Origin of the sequence: Rhizobium sp. Nf11,1, from assembly GCF_050587665.1 — a bacterium.
GTDB lineage: Bacteria > Pseudomonadota > Alphaproteobacteria > Rhizobiales > Rhizobiaceae > Rhizobium.
Map to the genome: position 1 here is coordinate 1 of NZ_JBOBHU010000039.1, position 20,789 is coordinate 20,789.

14 protein-coding genes and 5 pseudogenes are annotated in these 20,789 nt (G+C 57.5%); 7 read left to right on the forward strand and 12 right to left on the reverse strand.

Annotated elements, in window-relative coordinates:
* Nucleotides 1–104: pseudogene (locus ACQ7C1_RS30615) on the forward strand (IS630 family transposase); the annotation flags it as partial.
* 182 nt (nucleotides 105–286) lie between these two features.
* Here ACQ7C1_RS30615 and ACQ7C1_RS30620 read toward each other — a convergent pair.
* The 8 genes and pseudogenes from ACQ7C1_RS30620 to ACQ7C1_RS30655 all read right to left on the reverse strand — a co-directional run bounded on the left by ACQ7C1_RS30620 (nucleotide 287) and on the right by ACQ7C1_RS30655 (nucleotide 8,821).
* Nucleotides 287–1,465: a Fic family protein gene (locus tag ACQ7C1_RS30620; RefSeq protein WP_430961052.1), complete on the reverse strand. Its 1,179-nt coding sequence runs from the start codon at nucleotides 1,463–1,465 to the stop codon at nucleotides 287–289.
* Between the two features lie 159 nt (nucleotides 1,466–1,624).
* A pseudogene (locus ACQ7C1_RS30625) lies at nucleotides 1,625–1,735 on the reverse strand (IS3 family transposase); the annotation flags it as partial.
* 19 nt (nucleotides 1,736–1,754) lie between these two features.
* Complete coding sequence (locus tag ACQ7C1_RS30630) at nucleotides 1,755–2,063, reverse strand: type II toxin-antitoxin system RelB/DinJ family antitoxin (RefSeq protein WP_183704861.1); 309 nt, start codon at nucleotides 2,061–2,063, stop codon at nucleotides 1,755–1,757.
* Nucleotides 2,064–2,277: 214 nt separating this feature from the next.
* Nucleotides 2,278–2,995, reverse strand: a pseudogene (locus tag ACQ7C1_RS30635) (IS6 family transposase).
* 391 nt (nucleotides 2,996–3,386) lie between these two features.
* A pseudogene (locus ACQ7C1_RS30640) lies at nucleotides 3,387–5,564 on the reverse strand (malate synthase G).
* A 142-nt stretch (nucleotides 5,565–5,706) separates the two neighbouring features.
* Nucleotides 5,707–6,126 (reverse strand): GlcG/HbpS family heme-binding protein, encoded by a 420-nt coding sequence (locus ACQ7C1_RS30645; protein WP_430961053.1) that lies wholly within the window; start codon nucleotides 6,124–6,126, stop codon nucleotides 5,707–5,709.
* Nucleotides 6,127–6,441: 315 nt separating this feature from the next.
* Nucleotides 6,442–7,161: a ribonuclease activity regulator RraA gene (locus tag ACQ7C1_RS30650; protein ID WP_430961054.1), complete on the reverse strand. Its 720-nt coding sequence runs from the start codon at nucleotides 7,159–7,161 to the stop codon at nucleotides 6,442–6,444.
* Between the two features lie 226 nt (nucleotides 7,162–7,387).
* Nucleotides 7,388–8,821 carry an aldehyde dehydrogenase family protein gene (locus ACQ7C1_RS30655; protein ID WP_430961055.1) on the reverse strand — a complete coding sequence of 478 codons (1,434 nt, stop codon included), beginning with the start codon at nucleotides 8,819–8,821 and terminating at the stop codon, nucleotides 7,388–7,390.
* Between the two features lie 150 nt (nucleotides 8,822–8,971).
* On the opposite strand from ACQ7C1_RS30655, the gene ACQ7C1_RS30660 reads away from it, so the two are divergent.
* Both ACQ7C1_RS30660 and ACQ7C1_RS30665 read left to right on the forward strand, forming a co-directional pair.
* Nucleotides 8,972–9,847, forward strand: coding sequence for a 2-hydroxy-3-oxopropionate reductase (locus tag ACQ7C1_RS30660; protein WP_430961056.1), 876 nt, complete (start codon nucleotides 8,972–8,974; stop codon nucleotides 9,845–9,847).
* A gap of 100 nt (nucleotides 9,848–9,947) precedes the next feature.
* Nucleotides 9,948–10,724, forward strand: a complete 777-nt coding sequence (locus tag ACQ7C1_RS30665) for an IclR family transcriptional regulator (RefSeq protein WP_430961063.1) — start codon at nucleotides 9,948–9,950, stop codon at nucleotides 10,722–10,724.
* Nucleotides 10,725–10,798: 74 nt separating this feature from the next.
* Here ACQ7C1_RS30665 and glcF read toward each other — a convergent pair whose 3' ends face one another.
* Genes glcF through ACQ7C1_RS30680 form a run of 3 tightly spaced genes read right to left on the reverse strand, consistent with a single transcriptional unit; the run spans nucleotide 10,799 to nucleotide 14,742 of the window.
* Complete coding sequence (gene glcF, locus ACQ7C1_RS30670; RefSeq protein WP_430961057.1) at nucleotides 10,799–12,109, reverse strand: glycolate oxidase subunit GlcF; 1,311 nt, start codon at nucleotides 12,107–12,109, stop codon at nucleotides 10,799–10,801.
* 6 nt (nucleotides 12,110–12,115) lie between these two features.
* Nucleotides 12,116–13,309: an FAD-binding protein gene (locus ACQ7C1_RS30675; RefSeq protein WP_430961064.1), complete on the reverse strand. Its 1,194-nt coding sequence runs from the start codon at nucleotides 13,307–13,309 to the stop codon at nucleotides 12,116–12,118.
* Nucleotides 13,309–14,742: an FAD-linked oxidase C-terminal domain-containing protein gene (locus ACQ7C1_RS30680; protein WP_430961058.1), complete on the reverse strand. Its 1,434-nt coding sequence runs from the start codon at nucleotides 14,740–14,742 to the stop codon at nucleotides 13,309–13,311. Before ACQ7C1_RS30680 ends, ACQ7C1_RS30675 begins: the two co-directional genes overlap by 1 nt.
* 185 nt (nucleotides 14,743–14,927) lie before the next feature.
* On the opposite strand from ACQ7C1_RS30680, the gene ACQ7C1_RS30685 reads away from it, so the two are divergent.
* Together ACQ7C1_RS30685 and ACQ7C1_RS30690 are read left to right on the forward strand one after the other, a co-directional pair.
* Entirely contained in the window at nucleotides 14,928–16,187 is a 1,260-nt protein-coding gene (locus tag ACQ7C1_RS30685) for a glycerate kinase type-2 family protein (RefSeq protein ID WP_430961059.1), read from the forward strand.
* Nucleotides 16,188–16,196: 9 nt separating this feature from the next.
* Nucleotides 16,197–16,820 (forward strand): 2,3-bisphosphoglycerate-dependent phosphoglycerate mutase, encoded by a 624-nt coding sequence (locus tag ACQ7C1_RS30690; RefSeq protein ID WP_430961060.1) that lies wholly within the window; start codon nucleotides 16,197–16,199, stop codon nucleotides 16,818–16,820.
* Nucleotides 16,821–16,892: 72 nt separating this feature from the next.
* Here ACQ7C1_RS30690 and ACQ7C1_RS30695 read toward each other — a convergent pair whose 3' ends face one another.
* Entirely contained in the window at nucleotides 16,893–17,765 is an 873-nt protein-coding gene (locus ACQ7C1_RS30695) for an SMP-30/gluconolactonase/LRE family protein (protein ID WP_430961061.1), read from the reverse strand.
* Nucleotides 17,766–18,050: 285 nt separating this feature from the next.
* Between ACQ7C1_RS30695 and ACQ7C1_RS30700 the strand changes: the two genes are divergently transcribed.
* Together ACQ7C1_RS30700 and ACQ7C1_RS30705 are read left to right on the forward strand one after the other, a co-directional pair.
* Nucleotides 18,051–20,336, forward strand: a complete 2,286-nt coding sequence (locus ACQ7C1_RS30700; RefSeq protein ID WP_430961062.1) for an NADP-dependent malic enzyme — start codon at nucleotides 18,051–18,053, stop codon at nucleotides 20,334–20,336.
* 263 nt (nucleotides 20,337–20,599) lie between these two features.
* A pseudogene (locus tag ACQ7C1_RS30705) lies at nucleotides 20,600–20,789 on the forward strand (hypothetical protein); the annotation flags it as partial.

The following is a 20,789-nucleotide window of genomic DNA, read 5'->3' on the forward strand; positions in this document are numbered from 1 at the left end:
GCGAGGAAACCTGGCGCCATCTGGGCTTACTCGCCGACACCATCAAGCCAGAGGAATGCGCCAACTACTTCTCAAATGCGGGCTATGCTTCCGTCAAAACATGAAAGGCTCTAGGCAGTAGCACCCTCCTTGCTGCCGCGTTATCACCAAACGACCGTCGCATCGTGGGCTTTGTCTGCTGGACTCACGAGCCGACCAGCGGCCAATTGTCCGCCTCGGATTGAAAGCTGCTTTGTTGAATTGGTTAGGCTCTTGAAGAGATTCGAACTTGCGATCCGTGATTTAATCACGTAGCAGGCAGGGGATCAGTGCCTTCGCTTAGGATTGCAAGATATCTACGGTAGCTGAAAACACGGCCACGCTTGCGACCTGTCACCTCGTCGACAATCCCCAAACGCTCCAAGTCAGCGAGCGCTGCATTGACAGTCGGCGCGGAAAGGCCTGTCATTTGAACGACCTGATTTGCCGTATGAAAGGGGTTTTGCTGAAAGAGTTCGTGAATACGAAGGGCCGATCCGGCTCGGTCGCTCTCGACTGTGATTTTCTCCCTGTCCTCCTTGAAAAGATCGACAATCCGAGTGGCAGCTTCAAATGCTTGGTTGGCGGTGTCGGCTACACCCGTCAGGAAGAAGTCTAGCCAAGCTTCCCAGTTTCCATGTTCACGGACCTCGTGCAGTAATCGATAATATTCGCTCCGATGGGCCTTGAGGTAAAGACTGAGGTAGAGCAATGGTTTGCGTAGAACGCCGTTCATGCACAGGTAAAGAGTGACAAGCAGACGACCTATCCGGCCATTGCCATCGAGAAATGGATGGATCGTTTCGAACTGGACATGCAGGAGGCCAGCTTTGATCAGAGCCGGTAACCGTGATTGATCGTCATGCATGAAGCGCTCGAACGCGTCTAGGCAGCCACCCAATTCCGTCACGGGTGGTGGCACGAAGAGTGCGTTGCCGGGTCGCGTGCCTCCAATCCAATTCTGCGAGCGCCGGAACTCTCCTGGATCCTTAGTGCCTCCCCGCCCGCTTTGCAGCAGTCGTGCGTGCATCTCTCGGATCAGGCGCAATGACATTGGCAGCGTTTCCAAACGCTCCAAACCGTACATCATCGCATCAACGTAATTGGAAACCTCACGAATATCATCGACCGGTTGCCCCGCTTGAGCCTCGGTCTCAAACCGCAAAAGATCGGAAAGCGTCGACTGTGTGCCTTCAATCTGCGAGGAAAGAACTGCCTCCTTTCTTACATACATGTAGAGGAATAACTCCTGGCGCGGGAGCAGCATTGTGATGCCATCCAGGCGACCTAGCGCACGCTCTGCCAGACTGAGGCGCTCCAATAGCGAAAGGACATCGATGGATGGCTCGGGCGGCAATGGCGGAGGCACGAACGCCCGCACTGTTTCGCTCGCTGCCGTTGTTTTGACAAAACGGCCCAGGCGCAAATTAGGTTCGGAATCAGACATAGCCTAATATGAATTCCGTCCGTTATTTAAGCAAGAGCCCCTTTATTTAAATAAGCCTCAAGCTTAGGTAAGCGCGCTTAATTAACGTAGACCGTTGTCATTGCGTCAAGCGCAGGCTGAATAGCCCCGAGTTTCGTAGACACCCTCGGGTTAGATTTTCTACTGCTTCTCGAACTCGACGGGCGACAGCATTCCGTTTCTGACGTGCTTGCGTTTCGGGTAGTAGAACATCTCGATGTAGTCGAACACATCCTGGCGAGATTCATCGCGAACGCAGACCATGTAAGCTTCACGACTTGAGAGCACCTGCTTTGACGCGCGCTATCGCCCGGCGCTCCTCGAAGTGTGCCTCGACGTCAAAATCTGACACGTCCGGTCGAGTGTCGTTCAGTGCTTCGAGTACCTTCGTGCGAAACCAGGCATCGTGAGCCTCGCTTCCCGAAAAAAGTTCAAGTGGCAGCGCACCCTCGTTAGCTGTCCGCGTGAGCAGGATGCGGACTGCATCTGATACCGTCAGGCCCATGTTCTCAAGGACGGCGGAAGCACGATCCCGAACTTCGGCATCGATACGTGTTTGGACAAGTGCGTTTGCAGCCATGGCTATCTCCAAATTTAATAGCAAGGTAATGCATTTGAATGACAAAATCCATAGTAAGTTTCCGGCCGAGAAGGCCCCTATTCAGATCATCGACGACGCGATTTTCTCGTGCGGCATATCAGTAATTTATGGAACTGCAGGATGGACATCCGGTAGACTTCGGTGGCGTTGTCACGTTGTTTAACTGAGGCCGCACGAAGCGCTTTCGGTTGACTCAGGCTGCTGCGCCGGTCGCGGCCTTCCACTGCGCCATGGCGCGGATCCGATGAATGTGGGTGGCGAGGGCGGAGTGCTTCTTGTGCGACGGGACGAAATGATTTCTGACTGCTGAAAAAACCGAGATAAATTGCTGTAAGCCGCCGACGGATCGGAAGCCCTGCATCACTCGTTCTCGTTTTCGCAGCGGCAGATGGGAATTTTCCGCACGGCTGTTGAGACCCTTGTGAGATCTATGTTCAATGGCCGGCATCACATCTCGCTTTGCCGCCCCGTATGAACGCAGTTTATCGGTGATAATCCTCTTTGGCACGAGGCCTTGCTTCTTCAGCAGTCTGATCAACAATCGCTTCGCAGCCTTGGTGTCGCGACGGGCTTGCACGATCTCGTCGAGAACATATCCGTCCTGGTCGACGGCTCGCCAAAGCCAGTGCTTTCGACCGCCGATCGTCACGACCACCTCGTCCAGATGCCAGATATCCTTTCGTGACGGCTTCTTTCTGCGCAGTCGCTTTGCGTAGGTCGCACCGAATTTGCGGGCCCATCGCCGGATCGTTTCGTAGGACACGACTATGCCGCGCTCCAGCAGCATTTCTTCCACCAGCCGCAGGCTTAACGGAAACCGGAAATACAGCCAGACGGCACGGGCGATGATCTGCGGTGGGAAACGGTGGTTCTTATAGCTGATGGTCGGCGTGCTCATCACGTCCGATTATCCGTCAACCGTTAAGCCATGGACAACGTGACAGCTCCCGGCGAGCCCTTGAAGCGCGAAGATCGCCATTTCGCTCAGTGAAGAAATGGTCTCACTCTTGTGCTCACCAGATCTAATACGAGATCAATCGGCGCACGATCTCAGGCGCCACCCCTTGATCCGCAGCGATATCAAAGAATTCAATGGATTGACTGGTTCGAGGCGAACGACGCCGACATGCACCCGCGGCCCTTCCTGGAACAAGCGGTACAAAGTTCAATCTCGTTTATCAGAAGAACGGTATTCAAAAACGGCTCGCGAAAATGTTTCCAGGATGGCTCACCGAGCAACAGAATATCCTCGCGTCGAGCTCGCAGGATTAGCTGATTGCGGTTCAGATAGTATCAAGCAAATTAAGCGCTGGTTTTTGTGTTCTCCCTAGTCTTGAGCTCTAGCCTCCGCCGGTGGAGGACCGGCTCCGTATAACCGTTGGGCTGTTCCCCCCCTTTAACACCAGATCGAGCGCCGCCTGGAAGGCGACGGAACCGTCGAAATCCTTCGCCATCGGCCGGTAGACCGGATCACCCGCATTCTGCCGGTCGACGACGGCCGCCATGCGCTTCATCGTCTCGATCACCTGCACCTCGCTGACGACACCATGGTGCAGCCAGTTCGCCATGTGCTGGGCGGAGATGCGCAGCGTCGCGCGGTCTTCCATCAGGCCGACATTGTTGATGTCCGGCACCTTGGAGCAGCCGACGCCTTGGTCGATCCAGCGCACGACATAGCCGAGAATGCCTTGCGCATTGTTGTCGAGTTCGCGCTGGATTTCCTCCGGCGTCCAGTTCGGTCGCACGGCGACCGGCGCGGAGAGGATATCCGACAGTTTTGCGCGGGTGCGGCTTTTCAGGCCGGCCTGTACGACGGCAACGTCAACCTTGTGATAGTGGGTGGCGTGCAGCGTGGCCGCCGTCGGCGACGGAACCCAGGCGGTGTTGGCGCCGGCCTTCGGATGGGCGATCTTCTGCTCCAGCATCGCCGCCATCATGTCCGGCATGGCCCACATGCCCTTGCCGATCTGCGCATGACCGGAAAGGCCGCATTCCAGCCCGATATCGACATTCCAGTTCTCGTAGGCAGCAATCCAGGCCGCCTGTTTCATGTCACCCTTGCGGATCATCGGGCCCGCTTCCATCGAGGTATGGATCTCGTCTCCGGTGCGGTCGAGGAAGCCGGTATTGATGAAGACGACGCGTTCGCGCGCCTCGCGGATACAGGCCTTGAGGTTGACCGTGGTGCGGCGTTCCTCGTCCATGATGCCCATCTTCATCGAGTTGGTCGGAAGGCCTAGCGCCTGTTCGACGCGAGTAAAGATCTCAGGCGAAGGCGACCTCTTCCGGCCCGTGCATCTTCGGCTTCACCACATACATCGAGCCGGCCCGCGAATTCTGGCGGCGGCCGTTCGGGCCGATGTCGCGGATGGCGATCAGCGCCGTCACCATGGCATCCATGATGCCTTCCTGCACCTCCCTGCCCTCACTGTCGAACACCGCCGGATTGGTCATCAGGTGACCGACATTGCGGATCAGCATCAACGAACGGCGCTTGACCGTGACGTCGCCGCCCGCAGGCGTCTTGAAGGTCGTGTCGGGGTTGAGTTTGCGGATGAAGGACTTGCCGCCCTTGCTCACCTCCTCCTGGAGGTCACCGTTCATCAGGCCGAGCCAGTTGCGGTAGACGACGACCTTGTCTTCGGCATCGACGGCGGCGATCGAATCCTCGCAGTCCATGATCGCAGTGAGCGCAGACTCCAGCCAGACATCGGAAATCCGGGCCGGATCGTCCTTGCCGATCGCCGTGGTGGCATCGATCAGGATTTCGATATGCAGGCCATTCTTCCTCAGAAGCAGATGCGTCGGCGCCGCCGGCTCACCGAGATAACCGGCGAACTGGGCCGGATCTGCGAGCTCGACCGTCTTGCCATCCTGGGCCGCAGCCGTCAGCTTGCCGCCTGACACAACAAAGGAGGTGACGTCAGTCCAGCCTGCACCGGACAGCGGCACGGACTGATCGAGGAAGTCACGCGCCCAGGCAATGACCTTGGTGCCGCGCACCGGATTGTAACCCTTGCCCTTTTCGCCGCCGTCGGTCTCGGGAATGGCATCGGTGCCATAAAGCGCATCATAGAGCGAACCCCACCGGGCATTGGCGGCGTTCAAGGCATAACGGGCATTCATGACCGGAACGACCAGCTGCGGCCCGGCGATCTCGGCGATCTCCGGATCGACCCGATCGGTGGAAACCGTGAAATCCGGCCCCTCCGGCAGCAGATAACCGATGTCGCGCAGGAAGGCTTCGTAGGCAGCCAGATCGGTCGGCGCGCCATTCTTGCGGTACCAGTCGTCGAGCTTTGCCTGGAAGGCATCGCGCTTGGCGAGAAGGTCGCGGTTCTTCGGCGCCAGGTTTTGGACGATCTTCGAAAACTCGGCGAAGAACAATTCGGCATCGACACCGGTGCCCGGCAGCGCTTCCGTCACCAGGAAATCGTAGAGCTTCTCGTCAAATGACAGCTCGCTTACTTCTTTGCGCATAAACTTATCCAATAAAACAGGAGTCTAAACTTCGAACAGGTGTTTACCGCTTTTGCCTCCATCAGCGTTGCAACCTGCGCACCTGTTGAAGGGTGGAGCAAACGCTTGGCGAGCGGTCAAATCAGCCTTCCTTTACGGATTTCTACAGCCTCAGAAAAAGGTCAACGCCCGCCTGCGCGCACTCCGCGTCTTGTGCTGGTGTACCGGAACTCAAACCAATGCCGCCCACAACCTCGCCATCGACGACTAGTGGGAGACCACCCGCTACCACCATAAGGCGGCCACCGATGGCTGTATTTATCCCATATGCTGGCCTACCAGGCTGGCTCGCGACGCCATAGCTTTCTGTGGTTCTCTTAGCGCCAGCCGCGGTGAATGCTTTATCTTGCGAAATGAATGAACTCGTAACCTTGCCGCCATCCATCCTTTCAAAGGCAACCAGTTGTCCCGACTCGTCGGTCACTGCAATGCACATTGGTACGCCAATCTGCTCTGCTCTAGCTCTGGCTCCCGAGATCAGGACCCGAGCGTCATCGAAGCTCAATCTGTTGATTTTTAACATCTTTTCCTTCCAAATTCGGCTCTAGACGAAAAAGCACGCTGTTTCGAGGAGGCGGCTGGGTCAGACAATTGCCAACCGTTCTCTGCGCTCGAGTCTCGGTTGCTGACGACGAAGCCGAAAAGACGACAGCACGCTTGTTCAAAAAACTGATATCTTAGCGAACAAGGAGGATGCAGCCTGGTCGCTCGATTTTTTCACGATGCGGCAAAGCTGGACTGATGCTGATCTTTTCGGTTAGCCAGCCAGCTGCGCCAAGGTCGCCAGCAAAGAAATCGCACGATCAGTTTTTTCACCCGGCCGAGTTGAACCTTAATCTCAACGACCGTTCTTTTGCCGCCACGCTTTGTAGTCTACCAGGCTCTGTTCATCTGTGGCCGGATAAAGACCAAGAATCGATCTGCCGTTAATGACCTCCTCGGTTACGAAATCCTCGTATGCGGTCATTTCAACGGCTTCGTCGGCGATTTCATCGGCCAGGTGCGCTGGAATGACGACCACCCCTTCACTGTCCCCGACGACAACGTCGCCCGGGAAGACGGGAGTGTCGCCGCATCCAATCGGGACGTTGATGTCAATTGCTTGATGAAGCGTGAGATTAGTAGGTGCCGAAGGCCGATTATGGTACGCCGGGATGTCTAGCTTCTCAATATCAGGAGTGTCGCGAAAACCCCCATCAGTAACGATACCAGCCACGCCCCGCACCATCAGTCGTGATATGAGGATCGATCCCGCAGACGCCGCCCGCGGATCTTTGCGGCTATCAATCACAAGAACGGCGCCGCTTGGGCAGATCTCCACGGCTTTTCTCTGCGGGTGCTCTCGATCACGGAAGACCTCAAGCTGGTTAAGATCTTCACGTGCCGGCATATAGCGAAGCGTAAAGGCTTCACCGACCATCGTTCCCGAATGTTTGTTAATCCGGTGGATGTCTTGGATCCACTGATTCCTCAGCCCGCGCTTATAGAGGGCAGTCATGAGTGTAGGCGTCGAAACGAGTTTCAACTTCTCACGTGTCTCGACTTTCAGGTTGGTCAACTTTTTACTCCTCGCTTCGCATAGCCGCGGGAGACCCTGCGGACATTTTTGCGCATCATTGAATTGGATTGTCCCGAGAAACTCAGGCACATAGGTTTATTGCCGACCTGAAGTCGGCAAATGGTTGCTAGGGTAGTGCTCGACAGCGCTGTGTCCGAAGGAGAAGATACAAAGTTGGTCAAATCTGTCAATAGTTGTATTGCAACTTGCCTTCCCACTGAAGCTGTCAGGCCGCCGTATAGGATGTCTTCATGACGGTAAAAAATTCGGCGGCATACTTACCCTGCTCGCGCGGGCCGAAAGAGGAGGCCTTGCGGCCACCAAACGGGACGTGGAAATCGACGCCGGCTGTCGGGAGGTTGACCATCACCATGCCTGCTTCCGAATTACGCTTGAAATGGGTGGCGTATTTCAGGCTAGTCGTGGCGATACCGGCGGAGAGGCCGAAGGGGCTGTCGTTTGCCACTTCCAGGGCCTCATCATAGTTTTTGACGCGGATAATGGACGCGACCGGACCGAAGATTTCCTCGCGAGAAATACGCATCTGGTTCGTCGCCTCGGTGAAGAGGGTCGGCTGCAGATAGAAGCCGGGCGTATCGCGCTTCAAGAGTTCACCGCCAAAGGCGAGCTGGGCGCCTTCCTGCTTGCCTATCTCGATATAGTCGATATTCGTCTTCAGTTGCTTTTCATCGACAACCGGACCGATATGCGTGCCGGCCTTCATCGCATTGTCGACGTTGAGCGTCTTAAGTTTCTCCGTCAAGGCGGCCACGAACCTGTCGTGGATGCCTTCGGTCACGATCAGGCGCGACGAGGCGGTGCAGCGCTGGCCGGTCGAGAAAAAGCTGGAATTTGCGGCGGTTTCGACCGCGAGGTCGAGATCGGCGTCGTCAAGGACGACCATGGGGTTCTTGCCGCCCATTTCGAGCTGGAATTTGCGATTATGCTCGACGGAGGCCAGGGCGACGCGCTTGCCCGTGCCGGTGGACCCGGTAAATGTAATGCCCGCTAAATCCGGGTTTTCGAGCATTGCTTGGCCGACGACCGAACCGCGGCCCATTACGAGGTTCAAAACGCCCTTCTGCAGGCCGGCGCGATTGAGGATGTCGACGATCGCCCACGCGCAACCTGGCACGAGATCGGCCGGCTTGAAGACGACGGTGTTGCCATAGGCTAGCGCCGGCGCGATCTTCCAGGCTGGAATTGCGATCGGGAAGTTCCAAGGCGTGATGATGCCGATCACGCCGAGCGGTTCGCGAGTAACCTCGACACCAATATTCGGCCGGGCCGAAGGCACCGCATCGCCCGTCAGGCGCAGTGTTTCGCCTGCGAAGAAATCGAAGATCTGCGCGGCGCGGATGACCTCGCCAACTGCTTCAGGAAGGGTCTTTCCTTCCTCGCGGGCGAGAAGGGCGCTGAGTTCTTCCTTGCGAGCGACGATTTCATCGGCGGTTTTTCGCAGGATCGCATTACGCTCCAGGATACCCGAACGCGACCAGGCCGGAAAAGCGGCCTTGGCGGCGGCAATGGCGTTGGTCACGTCTTTCGCCGACCCTTGGGCATACATGCCGATGACGTGGTTGGTATTGGACGGGCTGATGTTCTTGGAGGCTTCCGTGCCGACCCATTCGCCGGCGATGAAGTTCTGGTGGATCATCAAATTAAACCTCCTTGGTGCCTATCTCCTGCTCGCACAACGAGCATACAAGCAGCGCCCGCCACGGGCTGAGCAGCTCAATTGACATATATTTGTTATTTGTGCAATGAAGTTGTACGAAGTTGCTTAGACTGACAAACGGAAGAGGGTTTCGTGTCACATATCGGATTTATCGGCCTTGGGACGATGGGCAAACCAATGGCGGAGCGACTGCTTCAGGCTGGTCATACTCTCAATCTTCATCGAGTTAAGCCAACGCACCAAGATCTCGTGGCATTGGGCGGAAAGCCTGCCCAAACGCCTTCTGAAGCTGTCGCCGGAGTTGAATTTGTAATACTGATGTTGCCGAACACACCTGACGTTGAGCATGTGTTGTTTGGCGCGGAGGGCGTCGCTGATGCCATCTCGCCTGGCACAATCGTCATTGATATGAGTTCAATTGACCCTGTCGCTACACGGAAATTCGCGGCACGAATTCAGGAAAAGGGCGGGTTCTATCTCGACGCACCGGTATCGGGCGGAGAGATCGGCGCAAAGGCCGGGACCTTGTCGATCATGGTTGGCGGCAGAGAGACTGAGTTCGAACGCGCCAAAGGCTTGTTCGAGGTGATGGGCAAGAACATCACGCTTGTTGGTGAGAACGGCGCCGGTCAAGTTGCGAAGGTCGCCAATCAAATCATTGTTGGTTTGACAATCGAAGCGATCAGCGAAGCATTCGTTCTCGCCGAGCAGGCTGGAGCAAATCTCGAGAAAGTCCGGGAGGCGCTGATGGGCGGATTCGCCCAGTCGCGCATCCTGGAGGTTCACGGGAAGCGGATGATTGAAAAGACCTTCGATCCGGGATTTGCAATTAAACTACATCATAAGGACCTGAGTCTTGCAACGAGTGCGGCGGACGCCCTGGATGTAAAGATACCCAACACTTCGGCGACCCGAGACCTTATGTCCGCTGCGATCGACAACGGGAATGGTGGCCGCGATCACTCCGCCCTCTTTCTCGAGATCAAGCGCTTGATGAAGGGCCAATGACATATTTGAGTGGCGCGGGGTCCTCCCGAGATTTCGCGCCCACGCGAGGCTTGGTGAATGGGAGGTCGTTGTGCGGGTTGAAAGCGAGCGTACGGGATCAGTGCAGTCTGTCGAGCGGGCGATGATCCTTCTGGAGATTCTAAGCCAGCATCATGAAGGTTGCCGCCTATCGCAACTCGGGCGTGAAGCCGGCCTGTCGCCGTCAACCGCGCATCGGCTGCTGACCACCCTTGAGAAGCGGCGTCATGTCCAATTCGACCCAAGGAGCAGACGTTGGAACGTCGGGCTGGCACTTTTGACGATCGGCGCGGCCTCTGTGCGGCGGACTACAATTGTCTCAGTAGCTCAACCGTACCTCCATCATCTGCGGGATCAGGCCAAGGAAACCGCCAACCTGGGCATGGCGGGCGACGGACAAATTACCCTCATCTCCCAGATACCAAGCAGACAGATCGCGCGGACGCTCAGCCCAATCGGCGGGCGCGTTCCCATGACGTCTTCCGCCATGGGAAAGGCAATCCTTTCGACTTATCCTCTCGATGACATCGAAGAAGTCGTCGGCCTCCGTCGTATGATTAAGCGCACTGCCCGATCCATCGTCCATGCCGTTCAGCTGCAGCGCGAGCTCCATAAAGCTCGGATAGACCGTTATGCGGTAGACGACGCGGAGAGCGACAAAAATGTTCGATGTGTTGCCAGCGTCATATTTGATGAAAAAGCTGAGGCAGTCTGCGCTATATCGATTTCCGGTCAGGTTGACCGTATGTCGGCAGATCGGGTCCGCCAACTTGCGCCGAAGGTTATCGATACGGCACTGAAGATTACGCAGGCGATCGGAGGTAGACCTCCCCTCCGTTACCAGGCATCACCCCATTAGTTCTTCGTAAGTCTTGATTCCAGCTGTGATGGGCAGCTCCCGCATCGGGCTTTGTCCGATAGGTTTCGGTACTTCTACGGAAAACCACGTCTAAGCTTCTCCGGCTTCGGCCCGCCATAGGCCCAGTCGAGGAGTTCCACCGTGTGCAGGATCGGGACTTGCGTGCCCGAAGCGATCTGCGTGATGCAGCCGATATTGCCGGTAGCGATGACGTCCGGCTTGCTGGCTTCGATATTCCTCACCTTACGGGCCTTGAGTTGCGCCGAAATCTCTGGCTGCAGGATGTTGTAGGTGCCCGCCGAGCCGCAGCAGAGATGGCCTTCCGCTGGATCACGCACCGTAAAGCCTGCCGCCTTGAGGAGGTTCTTCGGGGCCATCGTGATCTTCTGCCCGTGCTGCATCGAGCAGGCGGAGTGATAGGCGACATTCAAGCGTTTAGGCTCAAGTTTAGGAAGTTCGAGCGTGGAAAGATATTCGGTAATGTCCTTGGCGAGGCTCGATACCCTTTGCGCCTTTTCCGCATAGGCGGGATCGAGGCGCAGCATGTGGCCATAGTCCTTAATCGTCGTGCCGCAGCCGGACGCGGTGATGATGATCGCATCCAGCCCACCGCACTCGATTTCTCGGGTCCAGACATCGATATTGCGGCGGGCGAAATCCAGCGCCTGCTCCTCCCGGCCCATGTGATGCACGAGCGCGCCGCAACATCCTTCGCCCGCCGGCACGACGACCTCGACGCCGAACCGGGCCAGAAGACGGAGCGTTGCTTCGTTGATGCCGGGATCGAGGACCGGCTGGGCACAGCCGGAAAGGATAGCCACGCGACCGCGCTTCTCCGCCTGGATCGCACGCACGCCCGGCGCCGCCCCGGCGGAAGCGCCCGATATCGACGACGGCGCCAGATCGAGCATGGCTCCGAACGGCTGCAACGCGGAAACCCGCTTCAGCAGCGGCGCAAAGGGCCGCCCGATCTTCGCCAGCGTCAGCGCTGCCCTGAACCGCGCCGGGTAAGGCAGAACAGCCGCAAGGACGTTCCGGATCATCCGGTCGACGAGCGGACGCCTGTAGGTGTTTTCGATATGGATGCGGGCGTGATCGACCAGATGCACGTAGTCGACGCCGGACGGGCAGGTGGTGACGCAGGCGAGGCAGGACAGGCAGCGGTCGATATGGGTGACAACTTCCTCATCCGCCGCACGGCCGTTTTCCAGCATGTCCTTGATGAGATAGATCCGGCCGCGGGGACTGTCGAGTTCGTTGCCGAGCGTGACGTAGGTGGGACAGGTCGCGGTGCAGAAGCCGCAATGCACGCAGCGGCGCAGGATCTTTTCGGATTCTGCGACATGCGGATCGGCAAGCTGCTCAGCGGTAAAGGATGTCTGCATAATCGATCACACCATCTTGCCGGGTGCAAATATGCCGGCCGGGTCGAGTTTGGCTTTTACGCGCGCGGAAAGGGCCGCCACCGCATCCGGCAGGGGATCGAAAGCTGGCGTCCCCGCACGCACCGCGTCGGAGGCGCGTACGAGGGTGGCGTGACCGCCGCCGAGAGCGCGGATGTAACCGCGCAGCAGTTCGGCCTCAGGATCGGCTTCCATGCGCATCCAGACCAGCCCGCCCTGCCAATCGTAGAACGCATCGATGCCCGCTTCCAGACGGAGCGCCGCGACAAGCTGATGTCCGGCGGAGGGTGCGACCGACACCCGCCAGAGCGGTTTCCGTGTTCCATCGGCATAGGGATGAACGTCTCGAATCTCCCGCCAGAGGTTCAGGCTTTCTTCGCGGTCAAGCCTCGCAACCGGGCCGAACGCTTCCATCACCGCCGAGAGCTTCTCGGCTCGCACGGAAACTGATGGAGAGAGCCCTTCCAAGCGCAAGACGGTCGCCTCGCCTTCCGGCAGAGCGCCACCCAGAAAACGGGACCGGACGGTTTGGGGTAGGTGCGCAGCTCCGGACACTTCAACCGACAACGCCATGGCGGCGGCCATAGCCTTGGTCGCGGCAGCATCATCCAGGCCGGAGATGACGATCGTCTCCACCGTCTGCGGCACGGGCAGCACGCGAAAGGTCACTTCAGTCAGAAAGCCGAGCGTCCCCTGGGAACCGGCAAGAAGCTTGACAAGATCGAGACCGGTGACGTTCTTCATCACCCGCCCGCCGGCGCGGATCGCCTCGCCCTTGCCGTTGATAAAACGGATTCCAAGCAGGCTGTCGCGCGCGGCCCCTGCAACGAAGCGGCGAGGACCGGATACATTGGCTGCAAAGACGCCGCCGATTGTCGGAATGCCCGAGGTCCCCATAAGGCCACGATGATCCATGGGTTCGAAAGCCATCGTCTGACGATTGGCAGCAAGCGCTTCCTCGACCTCGGTTATGGGTGTCCCGGCCTTGACGGTCATGACCATCTCTGCCGGTTCGTATTCGATGATGCCGCTAATGTTGCGTGAGCTCAAAACGGGGCTATCTGTCCCACAGGTTCGGATTCCACTTCGTGTGCCTCCTCCGCAGAGGTCTAGAGTTTTCCTGTCCGCTTGCGCTTGCTGTATCGCACTTTTCGCTTGTGCTTCGTTTTCGGGTGATACGATCATGCTGACCGCCCCTCTAGCGGAAAAACCTTTGAGGGATTGAGAAGCCATTCAGAATCGAAGGCCGCACGTATGGCCATTTGCTGGCTCAATTCTTCAGCAGAAAACTGGTGGGTCATAAGCTCTCGTTTTTCGATACCCACGCCGTGCTCTCCGGTCAGACATCCTCCCACATCCACGCATAGCTTGAGGATCTCGTTGCCAGCTTCCTCCGCTCTTGCCGCATCATCCGGGTCATTTGCGTTGAACAGAATGAGCGGATGCATATTCCCGTCACCCGCATGAAAGACATTAGCGACGCGAAGACCAAACCGATCAACGATCTCCGTCGTCTTGGTCAGTACGTAGGGAAGCTTGCTAAGCGGAACGGTACCGTCCATGCATATATAATCGGCGATCCGACCGGTCGCTCCGAAGGCGGACTTTCGACCCTTCCAGATCAGTGCCGCTTCTGTAGCAGATTGGCTCTCGCGGACTATTTTCACCGAGTTCTCTCTGGCAATTTCGATGATGCGTGAAAGCAGGCCATCCATTTCTGGACCCGAACCCTCTACTTCGATGATAAGGAGAGCACCGACATCCAACGGGTATCCAGCTCCAGCGAAAGCTTCGCAGATCTCGATAGCCTGCCTATCCATGAACTCGATGGCGACCGGAATAATGCCAGAGCCGATGATTGCCGACACACATGATCCCGCTTGTTGTGAGGTTTCGAAGCCAAATAACACCGGTTTACAGCCTTCCGGTTTAGCGATCAGCCGCACCGTCGCCTCAGTGACGATTCCAAGCTGCCCTTCGGAGCCACATACGAGACCCAGCAGATCGTATCCCGCCGCATCAAGGTGCATGCCGCCGAGGTCAACGACTGTACCGTCGATCAACACCATCTTTACCCCAAGGAGGTTGTTGGTAGTGACGCCGTACTTGAGGCAATGAGCTCCGCCGGAATTCATGCCGATGTTTCCGCCGATGGTGCATGCCAATTGCGAGCTTGGATCCGGCGCGTAGAAGAATCCATCAGAACCCACTCGCTCAGAAATTCCAAGATTGGTGACCCCTGCCTGAACCACGGCAGCACGGTTAGCGTAGTCGACGTCGATTATCGCGTTCATTTTGGAGAGGCATATAACGACCGCATCTCGCTGGGGTATTGCACCACCGCAGAGCGACGTTCCAGCGCCACGCGGTACAACCGGGATGGAATTCCGGTGGCAAAACTTCAACACGGCGGCGACCTGAGCCGTGTCTTCGGGAAGTACGACCGCCAAGGGCAGCTGCTTGTATGAAACGAATGCGTCCGTTTCGAATGGAACAAGTTCGCGCATTTCATGCACTAAACTCCCCGAAGGCACGAGGCTTCTCAATTCAGAGATGATTGCATCGCGGCCATTTAGAACCGCGTCGCGTGCAGGAAGGAACTTGATACTGTCCATGACCGAGGCCGCCGTCGTTGAAACTCGCCTGTGATAGCGAGGCTCGAACTTACAATCCCTCCTCTCCTTGCAGATTTCCACGATGCGGAAATTCTTCCTCCGAGATTCAAGAAGTGGCGCAAAGGAGTCTAATGGTCTGATGATGGCGGTGGTATGCCTCAACAATTACGAGCGGAGGGCGGCACATGGTGGATGATCGTGAACTTCTTACACGGCTGTTTGCCGCAGCAGTTAAGGCTGCCGATCCAATCACAGGCATACGTAAGCACCTCCCCCCGCCCCCGAAGGGTGGACGGACTATCGTTGTCGGAGCCGGAAAAGGCGCGGCACAAATGGCTCAGGCACTTGAAAAGGTCTGGGACGCGGAAATCTCCGGTGCAGTCGTCACCCGCTACGGATACGGATGCTCTACGCGTTCGATCGAAGTCCTCGAGGCTGCCCACCCTGTCCCTGACGCCGCCGGGCTAGCTGCAACCCGTCGTATGTTCGAACTCGTTTCCGGACTTTCCGAAAACGACTTGGTTATAGCGCTGATTTGCGGTGGCGGATCGGCTTTGCTGCCAGCGCCACCAGCCGGGATGTCGCTCGCGGAAGAGATCCGACTGAACGAGCTTTTGCTTGCGTCTGGGGCACCTATCTCCGAAATGAACATTATCCGCAAGCACCTTTCTACCATCAAGGGAGGCCGGCTTGCAGCAGCAACAAAAGCCCGCGTCGTCAGCCTTGTTGTGTCGGACATCCCCGGGGACAATCCAGCTTTCGTGGCGTCAGGTCCCACCGTCCCGGATGCTTCATCAAGGCAAGATGCATTACAACTAGTGCAGCAATACAGTTTGCCACTCCCCTCAAAAATGATGGCGTTCTTGAATTCTCCAGAAGCAGATGCGCCGAAACCGGAGGATCCGCGTTTCGCCAGACATCAGCATTTTGTTGTGGCGTCCGCGGCTGTGTCATTGGAAGCGGCGGCGGCCGCAGCTCGCGACTACGGGCTCACGCCTCAGATACTGTCCGACTCGATCGAGGGTGAAGCACGCGACGTGGCGTTAGTTCTGGCTGGAATCGCCCGCGAGGTCGCCGGGCGCGGTCGTCCATTCGTTAGGCCTGCTCTGTTGCTTTCGGGCGGCGAAACCACGGTGACGCTTCGCGGTAAAGGAGGAAAAGGCGGACGCAACGGAGAGTTCGCATTGGCCTTCGCTCTAGCTATTGACGGATTTGCAATCACGGCGCTTGCCGCGGATACGGACGGAATCGACGGCTCCGAGGAGAATGCCGGCGCCTTCGTCGACGGATCCACTGCAAAGCGACTGCGAACTGCAGGACGGGACGGGCGAAGTCTGCTTGATAAGAACGATAGTTTTTCGGCGTTTGAGGCGACCGACGATCTATTCATCACGGGTCCAACTGGAACAAACGTGAACGATTTCCGCGCAATAATCATTCGATGAGACGCTGAGATGGAGAGGCTATTGGTGCTGATCCGCCATGGGCAAAGCGAAGGAAATGCCAATCACCTGTTCACCGGTTGGAACGATCCCGAGCTGACACCTCAAGGCGTATTCGAGGCAGAGGCTATCGCATCCGCTCTCGGTGACACGCGCTTCGACATTGCTTTCACCTCATCGCTGAGGCGCGCGCAACATACCTTGCAAATTATCCTGCACAAACTTGGACAAAGCGAGCTTACAACGGTCGAGTCTCCCGACCTCAACGAGCGCAACTACGGTGATCTCACCGGGCTAAGAAAAGCAGAAGCGCGCTCGTTGTGGGGGAAGGACTTCGTAGATCGCTGGCAGCGTTCTTATGATTTGGCCCCTCCTGAAGGAGAAAGCCTGCGCGACACCTCGGCACGAGTGGTTCCTTATTTCATCACGAGGGTTCTGCCTTGCGTGCTCAGCGGTGAAAGGACGATCATCGCAGCGCATGGCAATTCGCTGCGAGCTCTCGTTATGGTTCTCGAACAAATTGATCCCGGCCAAATTGCTACCATGGAAATATCAACGGGCACGGCGTTACTCTACAAAATGAATGCAGATGGCACCGTCTGTGGCAAGCGGACCTATCCGTCGCCAGTTATCTGAAGCCTTCCATCTCACTCAAAGATTTCTCAAGCAAGCTCTGTTTCAAGGCGAAGTCAGCGCGGCCGCAGCAAGCTAAGGTGCCGTTTTGAAGCGGTCCACCGGCACACCCGGCACCTCCACCCGCATCATAAAAATATCACCACAATCTGGTGACGCAGCATCGGGGCGACGGAGACTCGTGAAGTACAACGACCTCATGTCGTCGCCACCAAAACAAGGCATTGTCGGATGCAACGGAGGCACCTTTATGGATTGAAGAAGTTCGCCGTGCGAGCTGAAGCAATTCAGCACCCCTGCCGAAACGCCCGCGCTCCAGTACCGTCCTTCGACGTCGGTTGCCGCACCGTCGGGCCTGCCGTCTCTTTCCTGTGGGTTAGCAATCCGACGGCGATTGGAAATTTCTCCGGAGGACGGATCTAGATCGTAGCGATCAATCCAACATTGCCTCGAATCCGAATGGAACATAGTTCGACCGTCAGCTGAGAAAGCCAAACCGTTCACCGTACCGAGACCTCCGGCCTTGATCTGCGAATAGCCATCCGCTGTCACTCTGTAAAGAGCGGCCGATAAGCCATCCTCATGCATGCTGCCGACCCAGTACGCACCATCAGGTCCGACCTTGCTATCGTTCAGGCGATTTTTATTGCGGTCCCCAGCTCGATTAGGTTCGGGATCGACGAGAAAGACAAGATCCCCCGAATTGGGATCGAATAGATGCACGCCGCTAGTGAGCGCCACTATGATCCTGTCATCGTCGGTGAGGCCGAATGAGCCTATCCGCTCGGGAAGCACCCACTCTTTGCGTTCACCTGAACTGGTGCGAAAGGCGGAAATTTTCTGAGCGTGAACATCCGTCCAGTAGAGCGTCGATCGATCCCCATCCCACACAGGGCTCTCTCCAACGCGGCTTTTACATGCGACAACTTTTTCGAATTTTTGATCCATCGGTAATCCAAATATAGGAGCATTTGCAGGTGACTGATCGGAGCATTAGCGCTCCACTGGAAGCCGGCCTGGAAACCACCGCCGGTTCAGCTCTCCCCGATCGGACGAAGTTGAGCTAACTAATCACAAGTTGTCAACATTTGTCTTGTGGAGGGCGGGTTTCTTTCCACTTCGTGAAAAAACTTAAGAGGGACATCTCGAGTTACGCCGGCCCGTGTAAATCGGCCCATAAAGGTTGCGTTCGTGGCGAGCACGACAATGCGAGTAGGCCAGGAGGCGGTTGAGATGACTGACAAGCAAACGGAACGCGTTACAAGGACCACCGTCACGGAACAGGAAGCACTGGATTTCCATTCGGAAGGCCGTCCCGGTAAACTCGAAGTGGTGCCAACCAAGCCGATGGCGACGCAGCGCGACCTGTCGCTGGCCTATTCTCCGGGTGTGGCGGTGCCGGTGAAGGCGATCGCCGCCGATCCCTCAACCGCCTACGACTACACGACCCGCGGCAATATGGTCGCCGTCATCTCCAACGGCACGGCGATCCTCGGCCTCGGCAACCTCGGCGCTCTTGCCTCGAAGCCGGTCATGGAAGGCAAGTCCGTCCTCTTCAAGCGCTTTGCCGACGTCGATTCCATCGACCTTGAAGTCGATACCGAAAACGTCGACGAATTCATCAACTGCGTGCGTTTCCTCGGCCCCTCGTTCGGCGGCATCAACCTCGAGGATATCAAGGCACCGGAATGTTTCATCATCGAAAGCCGCCTGCGCGAGCTGATGGACATCCCGGTCTTCCATGACGACCAGCACGGCACCGCGATCATCGCCGCCGCCGGCCTGATCAACGCGCTGGAGCTGACCGGCCGCGACCTGAAGACCACCAAGCTCGTCTGCAACGGCGCGGGGGCTGCGGCGATCGCCTGCGTCGAACTCATCAAGGCGATGGGGTTCAGTTCGGAAAACATCATCCTGGTCGATACCAAGGGCGTCATCTACCAGGGACGCACCGAAGGCATGAACCAGTGGAAGTCCGCCCATGCGGTAAAAACCACCAAGCGAACCCTCGCAGAGGCCATGAAGGATGCGGATGTCGTGTTCGGCCTTTCCCAGAAGGGCGCCTTTACCGAAGACATGATCCGTTCGATGGCCGACAGGCCAATCATCTTCGCCATGGCCAATCCCGATCCGGAAATCACGCCGGAGGAAGTCGCCCGCATTCGCGACGACGCGATCATGGCGACCGGCCGTTCGGACTATCCGAACCAGGTCAACAACGTGTTGGGCTTCCCTTACATCTTCCGTGGTGCGCTCGACGTGCGGGCCAGCCAGATCAACGATGCGATGAAGATCGCCGCCGTCAACGCTCTCGCCAATCTCGCCCGCGAAGACGTGCCGGATGACGTTGCTGCCGCCTACCAGGGCAATCGCCCCCGTTTCGGCGCGCAATACATCATCCCGGTCCCGTTCGACCCGCGCCTCATCTCCGCGATCCCGGTCGCGGTGGCGGAAGCGGCGATGGAAAGTGGCGTCGCCCGCAAGAACATCACCGATCTCGCTGCCTATGGCCGCGAGCTTTCCGCCCGGCGCGATCCGATCGCCGCGACGACGCAAGGCATCTATGAACGCGTCCGCCGGTTCCCCAAGCGGGTCGTCTTCGCCGAGGCCGAAGAAGAGCAGGTCATGCGCGCGGCGATTTCCTTCACCAGCCAGAAGCTCGGCACCGCCATCCTTCTCGGCCGCGAAGACGTCATCCGCGCCACGGCAGAAAAGGCAGGCATTGATCTCAATCGTCCAGGGGTGGAGATCATCAATGCCCGCCTATCAAAACGGGTCGATATCTATGTCGACCACCTCTATGCGCGCCTGCAGCGCCAAGGTTTCCTCTATCGCGACGTCCAGCGCCTGATCCACAACGACCGCAACCATTTCGCCGCGACCATGGTGGCCGTTGGGGACGCGGATGCGATGGTGACCGGTGTGACGCGCAACTATGCGTCCGCCCTGCAGGATGTCCGCCATTGCGTTGAGGCGAAACCGGGCCACACAGTGATTGGCGTTTCGTTGATCGTTTCCCGAGGCCGAACTACCTTTGTCGCCGATACCGCTGTCCATGATATGCCAAATGCCGAGCAGATCGCGAATATTGCTGTAGAAGCCGCGCGTGTTGCGAAGGAGATGGGTTACGAGCCACGCGTCGCGCTGCTCGCCTACTCCACCTTCGGCCAGCCGATCAGTGAACGGTCGGAGCGGGTGCGGGAGGCGATAAAAATCCTAGATGCCCGTCGTGTCGACTTCGAATACGAAGGCGAGATGGCCGCCGACGTTGCCCTCAATCCGCAGCGGATGGAGCAGTATCCGTTTTGCCGCCTTTCCGGCGTGGCCAATGTACTCGTCATGCCGGCGATCCATTCGGCCTCGATCTCGACCCGTATGTTGCAGGAACTTGGCGCCTCAACAGTCATCGGCCCCCTGCTCGTCGGCCTAGACAGGTCCGTGCAGATCACTCAGATGGGCGCCAAGGACAGCGAGATCGCCAACATGGCGGCTATAGGTGCGTTCGCATCAGAGAAATAGCCGCCCAGAAAGCAGCGCACAACGATGCGCGGCAGACCATTTAGACATCTAAAAACAAGATTGATTCATTTGTATTTAGTTGCCATTTTTCGTATGCGGACATGAGCATCTAAGCAACATTCAACCCGGACGCTTGCTACGCGGCAGGCGGGAGGAGCCGGAGGATAACAGTGATAAAAACTAGATCTTCCCGTTTGCGAAAACGGGAGCAGAGAAGTCGTGCCCTAGAGGCCTATCTGTTCTTGCTGCCCTGGTTCGGTGGTATGTTGCTTTTCACAGCGGGCCCGCTGCTTGCTTCGTTGTATCTGTCGTTCACCAACTTCGACCTCTTACAGCCACCGGCCTGGATCGGCTTCGAAAACTATATCGATCTACTTACGTTAGACCCGCTGCCAACGTGCACCTCTTCAACGCTTCCGGCGTCCGCCACGCGTGAAGCCGATCGAGCCGGGG